The 19,033-nt window shown below is 63.9% G+C and carries 16 protein-coding genes; 9 read left to right on the forward strand and 7 right to left on the reverse strand.

The window, feature by feature from the left end; translation table 11 throughout:
* Window positions 1-38: 38 nt before the first annotated feature.
* Complete coding sequence (locus ACN0X6_RS03330; RefSeq protein ID WP_417702086.1) at window positions 39-1,025, reverse strand: tripartite tricarboxylate transporter substrate binding protein; 987 nt, start codon at window positions 1,023-1,025, stop codon at window positions 39-41.
* 156 nt (window positions 1,026-1,181) lie between these two features.
* The gene (locus ACN0X6_RS03335) at window positions 1,182-2,120 is read right to left on the reverse strand and encodes a LysR family transcriptional regulator (protein WP_417702088.1); all 939 of its coding nucleotides are present in this window, start codon (window positions 2,118-2,120) and stop codon (window positions 1,182-1,184) included.
* 168 nt (window positions 2,121-2,288) lie between these two features.
* On the opposite strand from ACN0X6_RS03335, the gene ACN0X6_RS03340 reads away from it, so the two are divergent.
* Window positions 2,289-3,470, forward strand: coding sequence for a fumarylacetoacetate hydrolase family protein (locus ACN0X6_RS03340; protein ID WP_417702090.1), 1,182 nt, complete (start codon window positions 2,289-2,291; stop codon window positions 3,468-3,470).
* A gap of 7 nt (window positions 3,471-3,477) precedes the next feature.
* Here ACN0X6_RS03340 and ACN0X6_RS03345 read toward each other — a convergent pair whose 3' ends face one another.
* Window positions 3,478-4,413 carry a LysR family transcriptional regulator gene (locus tag ACN0X6_RS03345; protein WP_417702092.1) on the reverse strand — a complete coding sequence of 312 codons (936 nt, stop codon included), beginning with the start codon at window positions 4,411-4,413 and terminating at the stop codon, window positions 3,478-3,480.
* Between the two features lie 133 nt (window positions 4,414-4,546).
* Here ACN0X6_RS03345 and araD1 point away from each other — a divergent pair, with 133 nt between their 5' ends.
* Together araD1 and ACN0X6_RS03355 are read left to right on the forward strand one after the other, a co-directional pair.
* Entirely contained in the window at window positions 4,547-5,548 is a 1,002-nt protein-coding gene (gene araD1 / locus ACN0X6_RS03350) for an AraD1 family protein (RefSeq protein WP_417702093.1), read from the forward strand.
* A 207-nt stretch (window positions 5,549-5,755) separates the two neighbouring features.
* Window positions 5,756-7,339 carry an aldehyde dehydrogenase (NADP(+)) gene (locus ACN0X6_RS03355; protein WP_417702095.1) on the forward strand — a complete coding sequence of 528 codons (1,584 nt, stop codon included), beginning with the start codon at window positions 5,756-5,758 and terminating at the stop codon, window positions 7,337-7,339.
* Window positions 7,340-7,408: 69 nt separating this feature from the next.
* Here ACN0X6_RS03355 and ACN0X6_RS03360 read toward each other — a convergent pair whose 3' ends face one another.
* Window positions 7,409-8,182 carry an alpha/beta fold hydrolase gene (locus tag ACN0X6_RS03360; RefSeq protein ID WP_417702097.1) on the reverse strand — a complete coding sequence of 258 codons (774 nt, stop codon included), beginning with the start codon at window positions 8,180-8,182 and terminating at the stop codon, window positions 7,409-7,411.
* Window positions 8,183-8,283: 101 nt separating this feature from the next.
* Here ACN0X6_RS03360 and ACN0X6_RS03365 point away from each other — a divergent pair, with 101 nt between their 5' ends.
* Window positions 8,284-9,708, forward strand: coding sequence for an HD domain-containing phosphohydrolase (locus ACN0X6_RS03365; RefSeq protein WP_417702098.1), 1,425 nt, complete (start codon window positions 8,284-8,286; stop codon window positions 9,706-9,708).
* Window positions 9,709-9,766: 58 nt separating this feature from the next.
* Here the strand turns inward: ACN0X6_RS03365 and ACN0X6_RS03370 are convergent, their stop codons facing one another.
* Entirely contained in the window at window positions 9,767-10,051 is a 285-nt protein-coding gene (locus ACN0X6_RS03370) for a hypothetical protein (protein ID WP_417702100.1), read from the reverse strand.
* A 537-nt stretch (window positions 10,052-10,588) separates the two neighbouring features.
* Here ACN0X6_RS03370 and ACN0X6_RS03375 point away from each other — a divergent pair.
* Both ACN0X6_RS03375 and ACN0X6_RS03380 read left to right on the forward strand, forming a co-directional pair.
* Window positions 10,589-12,196, forward strand: coding sequence for a sodium:solute symporter family protein (locus tag ACN0X6_RS03375; protein ID WP_417702101.1), 1,608 nt, complete (start codon window positions 10,589-10,591; stop codon window positions 12,194-12,196).
* 11 nt (window positions 12,197-12,207) lie between these two features.
* Window positions 12,208-12,336 carry a hypothetical protein gene (locus ACN0X6_RS03380; RefSeq protein WP_417702103.1) on the forward strand — a complete coding sequence of 43 codons (129 nt, stop codon included), beginning with the start codon at window positions 12,208-12,210 and terminating at the stop codon, window positions 12,334-12,336.
* 70 nt (window positions 12,337-12,406) lie between these two features.
* Here the strand turns inward: ACN0X6_RS03380 and ACN0X6_RS03385 are convergent, their stop codons facing one another.
* The gene (locus ACN0X6_RS03385; RefSeq protein WP_417702333.1) at window positions 12,407-13,006 is read right to left on the reverse strand and encodes a cupin domain-containing protein; all 600 of its coding nucleotides are present in this window, start codon (window positions 13,004-13,006) and stop codon (window positions 12,407-12,409) included.
* A gap of 543 nt (window positions 13,007-13,549) precedes the next feature.
* Between ACN0X6_RS03385 and ACN0X6_RS03390 the strand changes: the two genes are divergently transcribed.
* Together ACN0X6_RS03390 and ACN0X6_RS03395 are read left to right on the forward strand one after the other, a co-directional pair.
* Window positions 13,550-15,511, forward strand: a complete 1,962-nt coding sequence (locus ACN0X6_RS03390; RefSeq protein ID WP_417702105.1) for an FAD-dependent oxidoreductase — start codon at window positions 13,550-13,552, stop codon at window positions 15,509-15,511.
* Window positions 15,495-15,929, forward strand: coding sequence for a hypothetical protein (locus ACN0X6_RS03395; RefSeq protein ID WP_417702107.1), 435 nt, complete (start codon window positions 15,495-15,497; stop codon window positions 15,927-15,929). Before ACN0X6_RS03390 ends, ACN0X6_RS03395 begins: the two co-directional genes overlap by 17 nt.
* 162 nt (window positions 15,930-16,091) lie before the next feature.
* Here the strand turns inward: ACN0X6_RS03395 and ACN0X6_RS03400 are convergent, their stop codons facing one another.
* Window positions 16,092-17,060: a cyclase family protein gene (locus tag ACN0X6_RS03400; protein ID WP_417702109.1), complete on the reverse strand. Its 969-nt coding sequence runs from the start codon at window positions 17,058-17,060 to the stop codon at window positions 16,092-16,094.
* 114 nt (window positions 17,061-17,174) lie between these two features.
* Here ACN0X6_RS03400 and ACN0X6_RS03405 point away from each other — a divergent pair, with 114 nt between their 5' ends.
* Window positions 17,175-18,077 (forward strand): LysR family transcriptional regulator, encoded by a 903-nt coding sequence (locus ACN0X6_RS03405; protein ID WP_417702111.1) that lies wholly within the window; start codon window positions 17,175-17,177, stop codon window positions 18,075-18,077.
* The last annotated feature ends 956 nt before the right edge of the window (window positions 18,078-19,033 follow it).

Here is a 19,033-nt window from a genome sequence, read left to right on the forward strand (position 1 = left end):
ACGGCACCCCCGAAGGGGCGCCGTATCGAACGTCGGGCTTACTTCTTCATGCCGATCTTTTCGATGATGCCGCCCATGTAGGTGTTGTTTTCCTCGAGGAAGGCATTGAAGTCGGCGGTGTTGCGCCACTCCGCACCGAAGCCCAGCTTGCGCATGTAGTCCTGATACATGTCGGACTTGTAGGCTTTCTCCAGCGCTGCTTCGAGGGTGGCGACGATTTCCGGCGGCAGGTTCCTGGGCCCGGCGATACCGCGCCATTCGCCCAGGGAGTAATCACTGCCCAGGCTTTCCTTGAGCGTCGGGATGTCCGGGAAGGCCGGGTTGCGCTCGGGCGAGAGAATGGCCAGGCCTTTGGCCTTGCCGGCGTCGATCATCGAGCGGGCTTCCGGCACCGAGGTCGGCACCAGCTGGATGCTGCCGGCCGCCAGTTCGACCATGGCCGGTGCCGCGCCCTGGCTCGGCACGAAGGTAATCTTCTGCGGGTCGATGCCCTGCTCCAGCAGCAGGCCGGAGAAGGCCACGTGCCAGATGCCGCCCAGGCCGGTGCCCGATGCCTTGATGGTGCCCCTGGGTTCGTTGCGAATGGTTTCCAGCAGTTCGCCAACGCTGTTGTACGGCGCATCTGCCGCGACCTGTACGCCCGGATAGTCATAGTTGGTCATGGCTATCGGGGTGTAGTCCTTGTAGGTCAGCTTGGTCAGACCCTGCCAGTGCATCATGTTCAGTTCGCCGGTGATGAAGCCCAGCGTATAGCCGTCCGGCTTGGCGGTTGCCATCACGCTGTGGCCGACGACGCCGTTGCCGCCTGCACGGTTGACCACGTTGATGGTGACGCCCAGTTCCTTCTCCAGAGCCGCTGCGATACCGCGCGCCGCCGCATCGCTGCCACCGCCGGCAGCCCAGGGCACGATCAATTGGATGGGCTTTTCCGGGTAAGCCGCCATGGCCATGGGCGAGACCAGCAGGGCACAGAGCAGGAGGGATTTGAGGGTGCGGCGCGCAGCGCCAGCCTGGGTGGAAAGCATGGATGTCACCTATTGAAATTATTGTCAGTGATCGCGCCGTTGCTGCGTTGGCTCGGTCGCGATAGCCCGCGCCAGAGGGTTGGGCATGGCCTGCACACTATTGTCTGACAAGCCGGACTGTCTAATGAGGCTTAGTAATCAACCCATAACGAGGAGTTATCTGGGTTTGCCGAGCACGTTGTGCAGCGCCTCGCAGAACTCGGTGGCGTTGGCCGACAGCGGCTCGTCCTTGCGTCGCAGCAGGCCATAGCCGAGCGATGGCGTCTGTAGCGGCGGTTGCAGGAGAACCAGCTGTCCCAGCGCGACCTGCTGCAGAACGATGGCCTCTGGCAGCAGCGCCAGCGCCTGGCTGTGATGCAGCAGGTGCAGGGTCGATTGCACCGAGGCGGTTTCCACCCGGTTGAGCGGGAAGCGGATGCCGGCATCGTTGAAGGCTTGCTCGATCATCCGCCGCAGAGGGGTGTTGTACGGGTACACCACCCAGGGCCACTGCTCCAGATCACGTGCACTCGGCGTCGCTTCGCGGGCCAGTGGATGGGCCGGGTCGGCGCAGAGCAGGAAGGGTTCACTGGCGACTTCCTGATAACTGAAATGTTCCTGCTGACGCGGCTCGGTGAAGCGGCCGATGGCCAGGTCCAGCTGCTTGTGCAGGAGCATCTGCAGCAGGTAGTCGCTGGTGTGCTCGACCAGTTCGATGGTCAGCAGCGGGCGCTGGCTTTTGAGCTGCAACAGGGTCTTCGGCACGACCTGGGCGGTAGCGGCGAAGATCGCGCCGACGCGCAGATGGCCATAGCCACCCTGGCGCAGGGTATCGAGCTCCTGGGCGAAGTGCTGGCAGTCGTTGAGCGTGCGCCGGGCATAGGCGATCACCGTCAGGCCGAGCTCGGTGGCCACCAGCTCGCGTGGCTGACGGTCGAACAGGGCGAAGTCGAACATCTGCTCGATCTCGCGCAGCATCTTGCTCACTGCCGGTTGGCTGAGGCCCATCTGCTGCGCCGTGGCGTGCATGTTGCCGGTGTCGGCGAGGGTTTCTATCAGTTGCAGATGGCGCAGGCGCAGCCAGTTATGCAGGGTGGGCAGCTTGTTCAGGCTCACGACTACGGAACTCCCTGTGAGGCGGTGCGATAACCAGTGTGTATCGGGCGTTGACGATTCGTCATTGGTCGAGTGCACGAACGCTTGGCTATGGTCGCACAGCAGCGGCCGGGCATCCATTTGGGGTGCCATGCGGTCGCGTCCCAACAACAATTCAAGAGTCCGCCCATGGCCCGCCCCCTGATCCTCACCCCCGAAAACACGCTTCCCGAAGACGGCCTCGCCGGCACCTTGATCGCCCGCGTCTGGCTCCCTGGCGACTTGGCCGGGCCGGTTCCGGTGCTGCTGCATGAAGATGGCGTGTTCGACCTCAGCCCGCTGTCACCCACCCTGGCCGGACTGTGCGAGCTGGAAGACCTGGCCGTGCGCGTGCATGACAGCCGCGCCCGGCGCCTGTGCAGTGTCGCCGAGCTGCTGGCCAACAGCGGCAGCCAGCGTGACGTCGGTCGGCCGACCCTGCTGGCACCGGCCGATCTGCAGGTGATCAAGGCTGCCGGCGTGACCTTCGCCGCCAGCATGGTCGAGCGGGTGATCGAGGAGCGTGCCGGCGGTGACCCGCAGCGCGCCGAGGAAATCCGTGCTCAGGTGCGTGAGTTGATTGGCGATAATCTGCGCAGCATCGTGCCCGGTTCGGAGAATGCCCAGCGTCTCAAGGCGCTGCTGCTGGAAAAGGGCCTGTGGTCGCAGTACCTGGAAGTGGGCATCGGCCCGGACGCCGAAGTGTTCACCAAGGCGCCGGTGCTGGCGGCCGTCGGGAGCGGCATGGACATCGGCATTCATCCTGGCTCGGCCTGGAACAACCCGGAGCCGGAAGTGGTGCTGGTGGTCAACAGCCGTGGCCAGGTGCTCGGTGCGACCCTCGGCAATGACGTCAATCTGCGTGATTTCGAGGGCCGCAGTGCGCTGCTGCTGAGCAAGGCCAAGGACAACAATGGTTCGTGCGCCATCGGTCCGTTCATCCGCCTGTTCGACCAGAGCTTCAGCATCGACGACGTGCGCAATGCCGAGGTCGATCTGCATGTCGAGGGCGATGAGGGCTTCGTGCTCAAGGGCCGCAGCAGCATGAACCAGATCAGCCGCGATCCGCTGGATATCGTCGCTCAGACGCTCAACGCCAACCACCAGTACCCGGACGGCTTCCTGCTGTACCTGGGCACGCTGTTCGCCCCGACCGAGGATCGTGACCAGCCGGGCAACGGCTTCACCCACAAGCTGGGCGATCACGTCAGCATCAGTAGTCGCCAGCTCGGTGGCCTGCACAATCGGGTGCAGCACAGCAGTGCGCTGGCGCCCTGGACCTTCGGCCTGCTGGCTTTCATCGACAACCTGGCCCGCCGCCAGCGGGCCTGACTGGCCCCTAGCCCAGCGCCTGCTGCTCGCTGCGCAGGTGCTCCAGCAGCAGGCTTGCCAGCGGCGACAGGCTGCTGCCGCGGCGGTGGATGATCGAGCACGGCTCGTTGCGTGCCTGCAGGTCCAGTGGCAGGCGGCGCAGCAGGCCGAAGCCCTCGCTGGAGCAGGCGATGGAGTGGGGCATCACCGCCACCAGCTGCGGGTCTTCCTGCAGCAGGCTGAGCATGGTGAAGGTCGAGGAGGTCTCCAGCGGGTAGCGGGGAAACTCCAGGCCGGCTTCGCCGAACTCGCGCTCCAGCACCGTGCGCATCGGCGTGCCGGTGGGGTAGACCACCCAGCTGTAGCCGCTCAGATCGGTCAGGCTCAGTGCCGGGTTGCCCTGCTGCGGATGCTGCGGCGCGGCCACCAGCGCCAGGCGTTCGGCGTGCAGGCTCAGGCATTCGTAGTCGTCCGGGTGCTGGCTGCCGCTGGTTCGGGCGATGGCCAGGTCCAGGCGGCCTTCGTCGAGCAGCTTGAGCAAGCGCGGGCTGATGTCTTCGACGATCTGCACGGAAATCTCCGGTTGCATCTGCCGCAGGCTGGTGAGTGCGCGCAGCATCAGCGGCACCGAGCCGGCGATGGTGCCGATCGCCAGGTGGCCGCCATGACCTTGCAGGATGCTCTGCATTTCCTCATGCAGGTGCGCCAGATCCGAGTGGATGAGCCGCGCATAGCGGATCACGCAACGCCCCAGGTCATTGGCCTGCAGGCCCTGTGCCGAACGCGTGAACAGCGGCGTACCGAAGGTCGTCTCGATTTCGTGCAGCGCCTTGGTCGCACCCGGCTGGCTGATGGCGATGCGTTCGGCCGCGCGATGCAGCGTGCCCAGTTCGTCGAGGGCAATCAGCAGCCGCAACTGGCGAATACGCAGACGGGAAACGATGTAGGTCAGCGGTGGCAGCATGGGGATGACGAAAAGTTATCAGCTAATCAGAAGCTTTCATTAGGCAGCACCGCGGGCAGTTTTTAAAGTGCCCGCCAGCAACGTCGCAATCGCGACGCACAAGAACAACAGAAAAAACGGCAGGAGTGCTGCAATGCGGCTGATTCAGTTTGAGAACGAGCAGGGCCAGCGTCAGGTCGGCGTCGTCGGTGAGGCGCGCGTCAGCGTGGTCAAGGGCGTGGCCACGACCCGTGAGCTGGCGCTGCAGGCGATCCGTAACGGCCATGGCCTGATCGCCGAGATCGAGCGCCTGGGCGTCGAGCCTGGCCCGGCCTATGCCGAACTGATCGAGCAGCGCCGCGTGCTGGCGCCGCTGGATCACGCCGACCCGGCCCACTGCCTGGTGTCTGGCACCGGTCTGACCCACCTGGGCAGCGCCTCCACCCGCGACAAGATGCACCAGCAGGTCGAGGCGCAGCAGGCCGAAGGCAAGCTCACCGACACCATGCAGATGTTTCAGTGGGGCATGGCCGGCGGTCGCCCGGCAGCAGGCAGCGAAGGCGCGCAGCCGGAGTGGTTCTACAAAGGCGACGGTAGCATCGTGGTTCGTCCCGGCGAGGACTTCCCGGTGCCCGACTTCGCCGAAGACTTCGGTGAGGAGCCCGAGCTGACCGGCCTCTATGTGATTGGCGACGATGGCCAGCCGTATCGCATCGGCTTCGCCCTCGGCAACGAGTTCTCCGACCATGTGGTCGAGCGCAAGAACTACCTGTACCTGGCCCACTCGAAGCTGCGCTTCTGCTCCTTCGGCCCGGAAATGCTGATCGGTGAGCTGCCGCGTCATCTGTCCGGCATCAGCCGTATTCGTCGTGGCGACCAGGTGCTGTGGGAGAAGGAGTTCCTCTCCGGTGAGGACAACATGTGCCACAGCCTGGAGAACCTCGAGTACCACCACTTCAAGTACCGCCAGTTCCTCCGTCCCGGCGATGTGCATGTGCACTTCTTCGGCACCGCGACGCTGTCGTTCGCCGACGGCATCAAGGCGCAGCCGGGCGATACCTTCGAGGTCAGCCTCGATGCGCTGGGCGAGCCGCTGCGCAATGGCATTCGCCTGCACCAGCCCGCCGTGAAGGTCGGCGGAGTGCGTCAGCTGTAAGGCCTTTGCGGCCCGGCGGCAGGCTGTCGGGTCGAAATTCCGTTCGGCGGATTGCGGATTGCGCCCTCATGAGGGGACGAATGCCGAAGTTATCACTTATCATATGTCTGACAACTGCAGTAGAGTTGTCACCCCTCGACCCAAAAGGTCGAGGCCTCATTCATTGTCCCGGGGCGGCGTCGCCGTCCCTCCTGACAGGAGAACGCCATGCTGAGTCTGACTGGCCACAATTACATCGGCGGTGAGCGCCGCGCTGCGGGCACCGTGGAGCACAAGAGCCTCGACGCCAGCAGCGGTGAAGCGCTGCCCTACACCTTCATCCAGGCCACGCCGGAAGAAGTCGACGCTGCCGCCCAGGCTGCTGCCGCCGCTTATCCGATCTATCGCAACCTGTCGGCCGTGCGCCGCGCCGAGTTCCTCGAGGCCATTGCCGACGAGATCGATGCCCTCGGTGATGACTTCGTGGCCCTGGTCTGCCGCGAAACCGCACTGCCGGCTGCCCGCATCCAGGGTGAACGTGGTCGTACAAGTGGCCAGATGCGCCTGTTCGCCAAGGTGCTGCGTCGTGGCGACTTCTACGGTGCGCGCATCGACCGCGCCCTGCCGGATCGTCAGCCACTGCCGCGCCCGGATATCCGTCAGTACCAGATCGGTGTCGGCCCGGTCGCCGTGTTCGGCGCCAGCAACTTCCCGCTGGCCTTCTCCACCGCCGGTGGCGACACCGCGTCGGCCCTGGCCGCCGGTTGCCCGGTGGTGTTCAAGGCGCACAGCGGCCACATGGCCACTGCCGAGTGCGTGGCCGATGCGGTGATCCGCGCGGCCGAGAAAACCGGCATGCCCAAGGGCGTGTTCAACATGATCTTTGGCGGCGGTGTCGGCGAGCTTCTGGTCAAGCACCCGGCCATCCTGGCTGTTGGCTTCACCGGTTCGCTGAAGGGCGGCCGCGCCCTGTGCGACATGGCCGCTGCTCGTCCGCAGCCGATCCCGGTGTTCGCCGAGATGTCCAGCGTCAACCCGGTGATAGTCCTGCCGGGCGCCCTCAAGGCGCGTGGCGCCACCGTGGCCAAGGAACTGGCCGGTTCGGTGGTGATGGGTTGTGGTCAGTTCTGCACCAATCCAGGCCTGGTCATCGGCATTCGCAGCGCCGAGTTCAGTGAGTTCGTCGCCGGCCTGGCCGATGCCATGGGCGCGCAGCCGGCGCAGACCATGCTCAACGCCGGCACCCTGCGCAGCTACGCCGGTGGCGTGGCGCAGCTCAAAGGCCATGCCAAGGTCACTCACCTGGCGGGCAACGAGCAGGCCGGCAACCAGGCGCAGCCGCAGCTGTTCAAGGCCGACGTGAGCATGCTGCTCGAAGGCGATCACCTGCTGCAGGAAGAAGTCTTCGGCCCGACCACCATCGTCGTCGAAGTCGCCGACAGCGCCGAGCTGACCCGTGCCCTGCAGAGCATGCACGGCCAGCTGACCGCGACCCTGATCGCCGAGCGTGAAGACCTCAGCGCCTTCCGCGACCTGCTGCCGCTGCTGGAAGTCAAAGCCGGCCGCGTGCTGCTCAACGGTTACCCGACTGGCGTGGAAGTCTGCGATTCCATGGTCCATGGTGGCCCGTACCCGGCAACGTCCGACGCTCGCGGTACGTCGGTCGGTACCCTGGCGATCCACCGTTTCCTGCGTCCGGTGTGTTACCAGAATTACCCGGACGAGGTACTGCCGGAGGCCCTGCAGAACGCCAACCCGCTGGGCATCCAGCGCTTGGTCGACGGCGTGCACAGCCGTGATGCGCTGAACTGATCGGCACGCTGCAACGAAAAATGCCGCACCCGTAAAGGTGCGGCATTTTTCATTCAGGCGGCTGCGTCCTTATTTGGCGGCGGTCTGGGTTTTCTCCACCGCCTGAATGATCACCTTGGCCACATCGGCCGGGCGCGACTGCTGCGGCACGTGGCTGGCGGCGACCTCGGTGGTCTGTGCACCGATCTTCTTGGCGAAGTCGCGCTGCATCTGCGGCACGATCATGCGGTCATCGCTGGCGACGAGGTACCAGGACGGCTTCTGCTTCCAGGCCGCGACGCTGGTGCGGTCATCGAAGGCCGCCGCGCGGATCGGGCCCTGCGTGGCGGTCATGATCGCCGTCTGCTTGGCAGGCAGGTCCTGAGCGAAGTCAGCGGCCATGCCTTGCGGCGTCAGGTAGAGGAAGCCGTTCTTGTCCGCCACGATCTGGCTCGAGCCCGGCGCGGTGGGATAGCCGCCGTACACCTCGCCGGTGGATTGGCCGGCATTCGGCGCGAACGCCGCGACATAGACCAGGCTGCGCACCTTGTCGTCGCCACCAGCCTGGCTGATCACCGTGCCGCCCCAGGAGTGGCCGACCAGCACCACATCGCCATCCTGATTGTTCAGCACGCGCTGGGTGGCAGCGACGTCGTCGGCCAGCGAGGTCAGCGGATTCTGCACCACGGTCACCTTGATGCCCTTATCCTGCAGCAGCGGCACGACCTTGGCCCAGTCGGAGCCGTCGGCGAAGGCGCCGTGGACGATCACCACCGAAGGCTTGGCGTCGGCGGCCTGGGCATTGACTGCGAAGAAGGGGCTGGCGATGGCGAGGGCGAGGATCAGCGGCTTGGTATTGAACATGATTGAATCTCCTGTGCTTGGGGGAGTTCAGTGTCGATAATGCGCCGGTGTCCCGGTATCGGTCGTTTATCCGAGGCCTGCAAATAAAGGAGAGCTGCAAGGTGAATGACGCCGTCGCGCTGGAAGACGTCATGCTGGCGCTGGCCATGGTCGGTGACCTGAGCATGGGCCAGCCCATCGATCAGTCGCGGCGTACCGCGCGCCTGGCGCAATGGCTGGTGCAGGCCGGTGGCGGCGATCAGGCGCAAATCGATGCGGCCCGGCAGGTGGCGCTGCTGCGTTGGTCCGGTTGTACCGCCAACGCCGATGGCTTCATGCATCTGCTCGGTGACGACGTCGGCGGCCGCCGCGCCATGCTGGCACAAACCCTGGATGCCGCCGGCCAACGCGCCATGCTGCGCACCACGCCGCTGGCCCAGGTGCATTGCGAGATCGCCGGCGATATCGCCCGCACCCTGGCGCTGGGGGTGGAGGTCGAGCGAGGTCTGCGCCATATCTTCGAGTGCTTCGACGGCAGCGGTCGCCCGCTGGGCCTGCGTCACCCCGATATCCCGCCGGTGGTGTATCAGGTCGTGTTGGCGGGCGACCTGGAAATCCTCTCGCGCGCCCACGGCCTGGACGCGGCGCTTGAATGGATCGGCGCTCAGGGCGATCGCCGTTATCCCGCTGCTCTCGTCGATCTGCTCAGCCGCCACGCAGCGGATTGGCTGCAAGCGCTGCGCACACCCGAGGGCGTGCAGCCTGTCGGCGGGGCGGAGGTTTCCCTGACCCTGGTGGGCGACGTGATCGACCTCAAACTGCCCTGGCTGGCCGGCTATTCACGCCAGGCCGCGAGCCTGGTGCGCGACGCCGGTCGACTATGGGGGTTGCCCGAGCCGCGCATCGAACTGCTCGCCAAGGCGGCGCTGATCCACGGCCTGGGCCGGGCGGCAGTGCCCAATCGCGTCTGGAGTACGCCCGGCCCGCTGCTCGACGGTGATCTCGAGGCGGTGCGCCTGGTGCCCTACTGGACGCACCGCGCCTGCAGCCAGATCGGTGGCCTGAACGAAGCTGGACAACTGGCCGCGCATGCCTACGAACGTCTGGATGGCAGCGGCTATTTCCGCTCGTTGAGTGGCGACGCCCTGAGCCCTGAACACCGCCTGCTGAGCGCCGCCCTGGCCTGGCTGGCACTGCGCGGCGAGCGCCCCTGGCGCGCCGCCTTCAGCGACGAGCAGGCCGCGCGCGTACTGCTCGATGAAGCCGAACACGGGCGCTTCGACCCACGCGCCTGCCAGGCGGTGATCAGCGCTGCGCACGGCGAGCAGGCGCCGCTGGTCAGCAAGCCCGGCAACGGCCTGCTCAGCGAACGCGAGACGCAGATCCTCCAGCGCATCAGCAGCGGGGCGAGCAACAAGGAGGTGGCGCGCGACCTGGGCATCAGCCCGAGTACGGTGCGCACCCATGTCGAGAGTGTGTTCCGCAAGCTGCAGTGTTCGACGCGCGCGGCGGCGACCCTGAAGGCGCTGACCTTGGGGGTGATCTGACTCAGGGGCCTTGCTGCCCAGGTCATCAGGGATCTTGCCGCCGCTGGGATCGGCTTTCTCAGGATGTGCGCTTGGTTCGTGACCCAATCGCCTCAAATGCTGGCGTAGCAATTTCCAACGGCTGGCCGAGTGCCGTAGGCCTGCTGTCACCTGGCTTTTTCTTGCTGCTCAGGCGCTTCTCCAAGCGCTGCATCTCGGCAAATTCCTGGCTATCCCCGGCAGCGGCTTGCGCCTGTCGACGATGCTGGTCGAACGCCTGGGAACGCTGATGCGTCCACTGGTTCACCTGCTTCCGGCTGACGTTGCCAGCAGTGCGCAGCAGTGGCTGTTCGTTGCAGGCCATGAAACTGTCGATCTACTGCCGCCATTCGGCGAGTTGCCGGTGCTTGCGCTGCACGCAGCTCGGCCAGGGTACGCGTCACCGTGGCGTTGCTGCACGGCTGAGTCGCCCAGCACCAAGAGCGCCGACGCGGCTCGCGGCCTGCTTCTCACTCCCCTGGGGCCTTGGCTGCCGGCATGTGGCGGCCTGGTCGTGTTCGCAAGGCATTCATTGTTGTCAGATGAAAATCAAAACATATGTTGCCATTGGTAAAAATTTATGTGAGATTTTTTACAAATAAAAATAAATACGCCTTCATGGCGTACCCGATCGCCGTCGCGCACCAGCGCCCGGCAGGAGTCCAAGCATGGCTAGCTATTCCTGCCCCCTCGCGGGCGTTGCGCGAAGCCCCGGCACTGCTCGTGCACCCCTCTTCCTGTCCATGAACCAGCGCCTTACTGGCGACGGCTCGTCCTGTTGCCAGGCCGCTGGACGGCCGGCGACCTCATCCGGCGACTGCCCCCGCAGCGGTGCGCGCCAGGGCTTATGTGCGGAGGGTGTATGAGTATTTATCTGATCGGGATACTCGTCAGCGTCGCTATCTACGTTGCGATTGGCAATTACGCCGGGCGCAGGGTCAAGGGCCTCGAGGACTACTACGTGGCAGGCCGCAACGCACCGACACTGTTGATCGTCGGTACGCTGGTGGCCAGCTTCCTGAGCACCAACGCGTTCATGGCCGAAACTGGCTTTGCCTATGAGGGTTACGCCTTCCTGATGCTGGCGCTGACGGCGGTCAACAGCATGGGTTACGTGGTCGGTGCCTTGTTCTTCGGCCGTTATGTGCGCCGTAGCGAGGCGCTGACCATCCCCGAATATTTCGGCAAGCGTTTCGCTTCGCGACGGGTGCAGTGCACCGCAGGGCTGACCACTATTCTCGGCATCACCGCGTATCTGATCGCGGTTACCCAGGGCGCTGCGCTGCTGGTCTCCGAGATCGGCGGTATCGAGTACTGGCAGGCGCTGTTACTGGTGTGGTTCGGCTACACCCTGTTCACGCTCCATTCGGGGTCGGAAGGGGTGGTGCTCACCGATACCCTGATGTTCCTGATGTTCACCGTAGTGGCCTTCCTCGGGATCTGCTACTTGGTCGACGCCACCGGCGGCATACAGCAGACCGTGACCGCGCTGGCAACCTTCGAACAACGTCCAGGCATCCTCGCCTGGCACGGCCTGGAAGGTGACAAGGCATACTGGCCCTCGCATGCCAGTTCGTTGGTCTGGGCGCTGATCCTCGGCGTGGCCTGGGCCGGGGTGGTGGCAGTCAGCCCGTGGCAAACCAGTCGCTACCTGATGGCGCGCAGCGAGCACGTGGTGATCCGCTCGGCCTGCTGGTCCGGGCTCCTTCTGATGCTGCTGTACATCGCGCTGATGCTGATGGGGGCGGTGATCAACCTGCTCAACCCGGCGATCGACAATCCAGAGAAGGCGGTGATCTGGGCGGCCGTGAACGTCATGCCCGGTTGGCTGGGCAGCATTTTGATCATCGGCATCATGGCGGCGGCGCTGTCGTCTTGCTCGACCTTCCTGTCGCTGATCGGTTTCAGCGCCACCAACGACATCGTCGAACTCACGGGCAGTGATGCCGAGAAGCTGCGCTACAGCAGACTGGTGATGCTGGCGGCCGGCCTGGTCAGTCTGGCCATCGCCTTCATCAAACCGTCAGCGATCATGTGGATCACCTATTTCGCCGGCACCCTGTTCGCCTCTTCGTGGGGGGCGGTGGCCTTCATGAGCATCTGGAGCAAGCGCATCACCGCCTCTGCGGCTTTCTGGGGCATCGTGGTTGGCTTCGTCGCCAACATCACCGCCAACGTCCTGCGCAAGTTCGATGTGATCAGCCTGCCGGTCTACCTGGATCCGTTCATCGTTGGCAGCGTGCTCAGCCTGCTGGCCGTCCTGCTGGTCAGCCGCATCAGTACCGTCAGCCATGCCGAGCGCAGCTTTCTCGCACAGATCCATCGGACACCGGTTGAGGAGTGCGATAGCGCCACGGTGGGCGGCACCCTGCTGGTGCCGCGACTGATGATGGCCAGCGGGTTGCTGATCGCCGCCCTGCTGATCAACTACTACGCGATTCCCTACAGCCAGGCGCTGGGACAACCCTGAGAGGTAACACCATGCTGGGCGCATATCTGCTGTCGATTGGTTACGGTCTTTCGGTCTTTATGATGGGGCTGCTGGCGCACGCCGTGGTGCGGCGCGACTACGCGGCGCCGAGGGAACCGGAGCAGGTGGCCGCCGAATGAACGAGGCAATGCTGTGGCCTTCGCCTGTCCGGGGGAGCGCACTGATGCCGCAGGGTTGAGCCTGTTCGTTTCAGAAGCTCGGCGGGCTGATCGCCCAGACCACGATGGTTTCACTGTTGCCGGGGTTACGGTAGCGATGGGGCTCGCGTGACGAGAAGGCGCAGCTGTCCCCCTCGAACAGATGGAAGTAACGCTCGCCGACCCACAGCTCGAGCTGGCCGCTGAGCACGAAGCCCACCTCGTCGCCCTCGTGCGAGTAGCTCTGGGTGCTCTCCGAGCCCGGTGGCATGCGGGTGTAGAGCATCTCCAGCTGCAGGTTCATCTTCGGCGTCAGCAGTTCGTCCACGATGCCCTGGTCGTATTGAAGGCGCAGACGGTTGTTGCGCCGCACTACGTAATTGCGCTCCTCGCTGGGCACCGGCTCCTCGCCGGCAAAGAACCACTGTACGGTCACGCCCAGGCTGCGGGCGATATTGACCAGGGCGGCGATCGACGGAAAGGCCAGGTTGCGTTCCATCTGGCTGATATAGCCTGGCGAGAGGTTGCTGCTTTCGGCGAGCTGCACCAGGGTCATCTTGCGGCGCTTGCGCAGGCCACGGATGCGTTCGCCCAGAAAGGGGCTGTCAGTCAGGTCGTCGGCGGTCGCCGACAGTCCGGTGTCGGTTTGCATTGGGTGGGTCATGCGCAGGCCTTGCTCTCTACCCTGCGGGTTGACGCTTAGCAGGGGACGGGTCGGATATCGGTTTGCCGGCTGCAACAATAGCGCATCTGTCCCGGACGATGGCGGGAAATGCCCACCGTGACATCAGGCAACGTGCCCCGTGGCAGGGTGCATGCCGGGGCAGGAAAGCACGCCGCGACTGCCGGCACCATGCCGTTGCTCGGGGCAGCGCGGACCGCCAGTAGCTCGTTGGCGATACCCTGGCCCCGAGGCGCATAGCTTGCTCCGGGGCACTCTCGCAGAAGGGCTTTATCGCCATCTTGACGTTGATCCGATCGACGTTGCTGCCGGTATTGATCCGGACCCTGGCCTGTCATCGAGCGCGGTTCACACAGACCAGCACCCTGTGCATTTTTCCACGGGCGCGCAGGTGGAAGAGACAGTCCTTGGGCTTAGTAAAAAAAACAAAGATTTTTTTACTAAGGGGAAATTTATGGCTAATGTCTGTTGGCAGTCGTTCCAGTCCGTTGCCCTGCCCGGAGAACTCGCCTGATGAGCAGCACGTTGTTTCCCCATCTGTTCCTGCCGCTGCAGATTCGTGGCGCACGCCTGAAGAACCGCATCATTTCCACCGGCCACGACACCACCCTGCCCACCGACGGACAGGTCAACGACGCGCTGGTGGCCTACCACGAGGCCCGTGCCCGTGGCGGCGTCGGCCTGATCGTCACCCAGGTTGCCGGCGTGCACGAGACGGCTCGCTACACCTCGCAGATGCTGATGGCCACCGAGGACGCCTGTATCGAGGGTTATCGGCGCCTGGCCGAGGCCTGCCACAGCCACGGCTGCAGGGTGTTCTCCCAGCTGTTCCACCCCGGGCGGGAAATCATGGAGAGTGCCGACGGCCTGCTGGCGGTGGCCTGGGCGCCGTCGGTGTCACCCAATGAGCGTTTTCACGTAATGCCGCGTGCCCTCGACCGCGCGTTGATACGGCAGATCGTCGCCGGCTATGGCCAGGCGGCGCGGCGCATGCGTGATGCCGGGCTGGATGGGGTCGAGCTGGTGGCCAGTCACGGTTATCTGCCGGCACAGTTCCTCAACCCGCGGATCAATCGCCGTGAGGACGCGTACGGCGGCGAGCTGGACGGCCGGCTGCGTTTCCTGCGCGAGGTACTCGCCGAGATGCGCGCCTGCACCGACGAAGACTTCGTCATCGGCATGCGCATCTGCGGTGGCGGCGAGCGCGACGAGGAGGGGCTGAGCGCCGCCGAGACGCTGGACGCCTGCGTGCGCCTCGAACCGCTGCTCGACTACGTCAACGTCACCGCCGGCACCTCCGCATCGCTGGGCGGCGCGGTGCACATCGTGCCGCCGATGGCGGTGGCCAATGCTTATCTGGCCACCGACGCCGGGGCATTGCGCCGCGCATTGAGCATCCCGGTGTTCATCGCCGGGCGGGTCAACCAGCCGCACGAGGCCGAGGCCGTGCTGGCCGCCGGCCAGGCCGATGCATGCGGCATGACCCGCGCGCTGATCTGCGACCCGCAGATGCCGGCCAAGGCCGAGCAGGGCCGGGTGGACGACATCCGCGCCTGCATCGCCTGCAACCAGGCGTGCATCGGCCATTTCCATCGCGGCTACCCGATTTCCTGCATCCAGCACCCGGAAACCGGTCGCGAGCTGATCTACGGCACGCTGCGGCCGGCGGCGCGACGCAAGCGGGTGATGGTCATCGGCGGCGGCCCGGGCGGAATGAAAGCCGCCATCACCGCGGCGCAACGCGGTCACCAGGTCACCCTCTACGAGGCGAGCGCCCAGCTCGGCGGCCAGGCGCTGCTGGCCCAGCAGTTGCCGCGCCGCGCCGAGTTCGGCGGTATCGTCACCAACCTGGCGCGTGAGCTGACACTGGCCGGCGTCGAGGTGGTGAAGAACACCCGCGTCGAGCGCAATTTGGTGATGGCCGTGCAACCGGACGCCGTGATACTGGCCAGCGGCGCACGGCCCTACGTGCCCGACCTGCTGTTCGACGGCGACCTCCAGGTGGTCGATGCCTGGCAGGTGCTGCGGCGCGAGGTAAAGGTTGGCGCGCGCGTGCTGGTGGCCGACTGGCGCTGCGACTGGATCGGCCCGGGGATCGCCGAGCTGCTGACGCGCGAAGGCAGTCATGTGCAGCTGGCAGTCAACGGCACTCATGCCGGCGAGACGCTGCCGTTGTACGTGCGTGACGACCTGGCCGCCGAGCTGCATCGCCTGCAGATCCCGGTCACCCCCTACGCACGCCTGTATGGGGGGGATGGCGATACGCTGTATATGCAGCACACGACCAGTGGCGAGCCGCTGCTGTTCGAGGGTATCGACACATTGGTGCTGAGCCTGGGGCATGTGCCGCAGGACGAACTGGCAGCCAGCCTGCGCGATGTGGTCGCCGAACTGCACCTGATAGGTGACTGCCTGGCCCCTCGCACTGCCGAGGAGGCCGTGTACGAAGGCTTGCGCGTTGGCTGGGCGCTCTGACGATGATCGCATCGGTATCTGCCAGGAGTGGGTCAGCGGCATCGACAAGGTGGTGGCGCAGGTCGAGCCCAACCAACTACCGGCGGCGATTTTCCAGCAGACCGACGAGCATGCCTGCGTGGTCCTGTTCGTCCAACAGGGCTGCCGCTATATGGGCCAGGAAAATCGTATTCGTGCCTGCTACCTGCACTGCTGCCTGAAATACGTGAACCGCGAGCCGATGAACAGCACCTGGTTGCCCGAGCGTTTGCAGATCGAAGAGGGTGATAGCGCCATGGCCAGCCGCATCATCAAGCAGGCCACCGAGGCCAAGGCGGAGATCATGCTGGAGCACTTCATCGATCAGGTCGCCACGCCGAAGAAGCTCAAGGGCCAGGCCGAGGGCAAGGCGTGCAACAGGGCCATGGTCAGCGGGTAGTCGGCAGGCAGACATTCGCTGGTGACCAGATAGGTGCAGCCCCAGATGATGGGCGCCAAGGCAGTGATGGAGATGTCCAACAGCTGTCGGTTCGAGTTCATGGCAGAGCCTTTGGTGCAAGGAAGGCCGGCAAGTCGAGGCCGCATGGCAGCCTCTGGGGAGTCAGTCGATTGGTAGGGCTACCGGACGCATCGGTGCACCATCAGCCCCGCGCAACTTGAGCGGCGCGCCGAACCAGGCGAACTGGTAGATCCTGTCGGCGGCCAGTTCCTCCAGATAGACGTTCTGCATGATCGGCACGCCTTTGATCGACAGCATTGAGCTGTGCACCGGAATCCAGTTGTCTTTTTCCTTGGACGGCCAGACATCGGTGCTGATGTTGTCGACACCAATCACCACGGCACCCTGTTCTGCCAGGAAGTCCGCCGACTCGCGAGTCAAGCCCGGGGTGTTGTGCATGTAACGTTCCGGTTCCTTGAACCACTGCATGCGCCCGGTACGTACCACCACAACATCACCGGACTCAAAGCGGATGCCCTGTGCTTTGGCCGTCTGACGCAGATCCTCGACAGTGATGCCGTAGGACTCGGGAAGTACCTCGACGCCTTTGTAACGCGCCACGTCAAGTAGAATGCCGCGGGCGATTATCGGCGGATAGTTCTCGATACCGGCCTTGTGCCAACCGCGATCACCCAGGTGCTCATCAGTGGCGAAGCCGTTATAGATCTTTCCTTTGAGACCGAAGTGCGAGAGCGCGTCGATGTGTGTGCCGGTGTGGGCATACATCGAGATGGCCGACCCGGAGTAGCTGATCAGGCTGTTCTTCTCCTTGCCCAGGCCATTTGGATCGTCAACGATCGTGCCTTGCGGGGTGTGTACGTTCCAGATCTGATAGCGCGGTTGTCCCAGGAAGTAGTAGCTGGGCATGCCCACGTAGTACTCGACACTGAGGTCGTAGGTTTTGCCGCTTTTCACGCGCTTTACGACATTCAGGATCGACTCTGGAGTGATACGGTTCAGGGCGCCAATTTCGTCGGTACTGCCCCAAGGGCTCTGGCCAACCGTGGTGGTATCGGCCTGGGACAGTTGCGCGCTGAGGCAGAGCGCGGTGACAAGTGATAGGTATTTCATGGGACGTTCTCCGCGATAGTTAGCGGTGGCTACTCTAGGTTTGCGCGGAGGACTGAAAAACAGAGTGATCGCGAAAGTACTTTTCGTGCTTCGCAAAAGGCCAGGTGGGTGGGAATGGACAGATTGCAGGCAATGCGCTGCTTCGTGCGGGTCGTCAAACTGGGGAGCTTTTCGGCGGCGGCAGATGAAATGGCGTGCTCCAACGCCACCATTAGCAAGTACGTTAAATATTTGGAAGACTGGATGCAGAACCTGCTGCTGCAGCGCAGCACGCGCAGCCTGCAACTTACGGAAGCCGGACAGCTTTTTTACGAGTACTGCCTGCGTGTTGAGCAGGAAACCCAGGTACTGCACGATCAGCTCAGCGAGGAACGGCAGCAGATAGCGGGTCGCCTGGTGATCTCGGCTCCCGTGTCACTGACGCTGAGCTTGATCGGGCCTCTGCTCCTCGATTTCCAGAGTGAGCACCCGCAGTTGCAGTTGGAGCTGCGCCTCAGTGACCAACCGGTTGACCTGGTGCGCGATGGCATCGATCTGGCGCTACGCGCATCTGCCGAACTGGCTGATTCAAACCTGGTAGCGATGCCGATGACCACGCTGCAGCGAGTCGTGGTGGCAACCCCTGCTTACCTGGAGCGGCACGGAAAACCACTGAACCTGGAAGACCTTGCCGAGCACAATTGCATCGTTTACAGCCGCAGCAGTGACGCCACAGACTGGCAGTTCACCGCAGGTGATGAGATTCGCTCGGTGCGAGTAGGGGGGAGGCTGAGCGTGGATAACAGCCTTATGCTGATTCAGGCGGTGCTTCACCACCAGGGGCTCGGCCTGGTACCGCGGGTAATGGTCGACCGAGAGCTGGCTGCCGGGACTGTGCTGCCAGTACTGACGGATTACCCACCCACGGCGCGAACCCTCCATGCGGTTTACCCGAATCGCCAGTATTTGCCGCGAAGGGTGAGCATGCTGGTGGCCTACCTCAAGTCCCGCTTCAAGGAGACGCTGGAAGCCTCATAGCTCAAGAAATAACGCCGTAAGCCAGCAGGAGTGGGGAAGAGCGTTTTTCCAAACCTGTCGCGCTATTGAGCCTGAGTATCGACTACCAACCTGCAGTGAGCACCTTAGCCCAGTACCTCACCGGTGGAGCGTTGAGGTTAACAGATCGCTGGTACCTGGCGCTGACCTGGCTCCATCGCCGCGAGGCATGGCTGCAGCTAGGTTTCTGGCTAGTACTCAGAACCCCCGCTCGCAAAATAGGGAACCAGGCTTCAAGGCACGGTTTAGGCACATATTTGGCACAACCCGACAAGCAATCGAAACGCGGCGCTGCGGGCAATGCTCACAACAGGCTGAGTATCGGCATGAAGATCAGTTGTGGGAAATAAGCCAATTCAGGATCTGGATCGGCAAAGCCTTGGGGAAAAGACTTTTAAATTACATAGATATGGCGCACTCGGCGGGATTCGAACCCACGACCCCTCCTTCGGAGGCCAATACGGTACAGGAATTTTGGTTGGCGGCAAACGCTCAAAAATGCCCTTAAGTACCGTCCCGCAAGGCTTTGGCCTTATCTCGCTGCCTGCAGTTTATAGCTCTTAGCGGTATCTATGGGTGGTTATCTAGGGCACAAAAAACGAAATTGGCCCCAGCGATTTTGACACCTAGCTAGCCCGGTCTCACGTCCTGCGACTGAACAGATAGTGTGAATGTCGACTAGCTGACAACTGTAGAGACCGATACAGGCCCCCTTTTGCTGCTAGCTGCAGTTCAGCGGGTGATAAAAATAAAAAGCGATCTACAAGAGATCGCCTTGGCCCAAGCTTCATCACCGGTACATAGGCTCGGGAGAGGGCGCTCGGGCAAAGACCTAGCTTAGCATGGAGGGGTCTGCATCGTATTGCATTAAGGTGCCCTGTGGCGTTGCGGGGGCCAGGGTTGCCCTTGCTCGCAAAGCACTCGGCCACTGCCTGCGA

This window comes from Pseudomonas sp. (genome assembly GCF_048269965.1).
Classification (GTDB): Bacteria; Pseudomonadota; Gammaproteobacteria; order Pseudomonadales; family Pseudomonadaceae; genus Aquipseudomonas.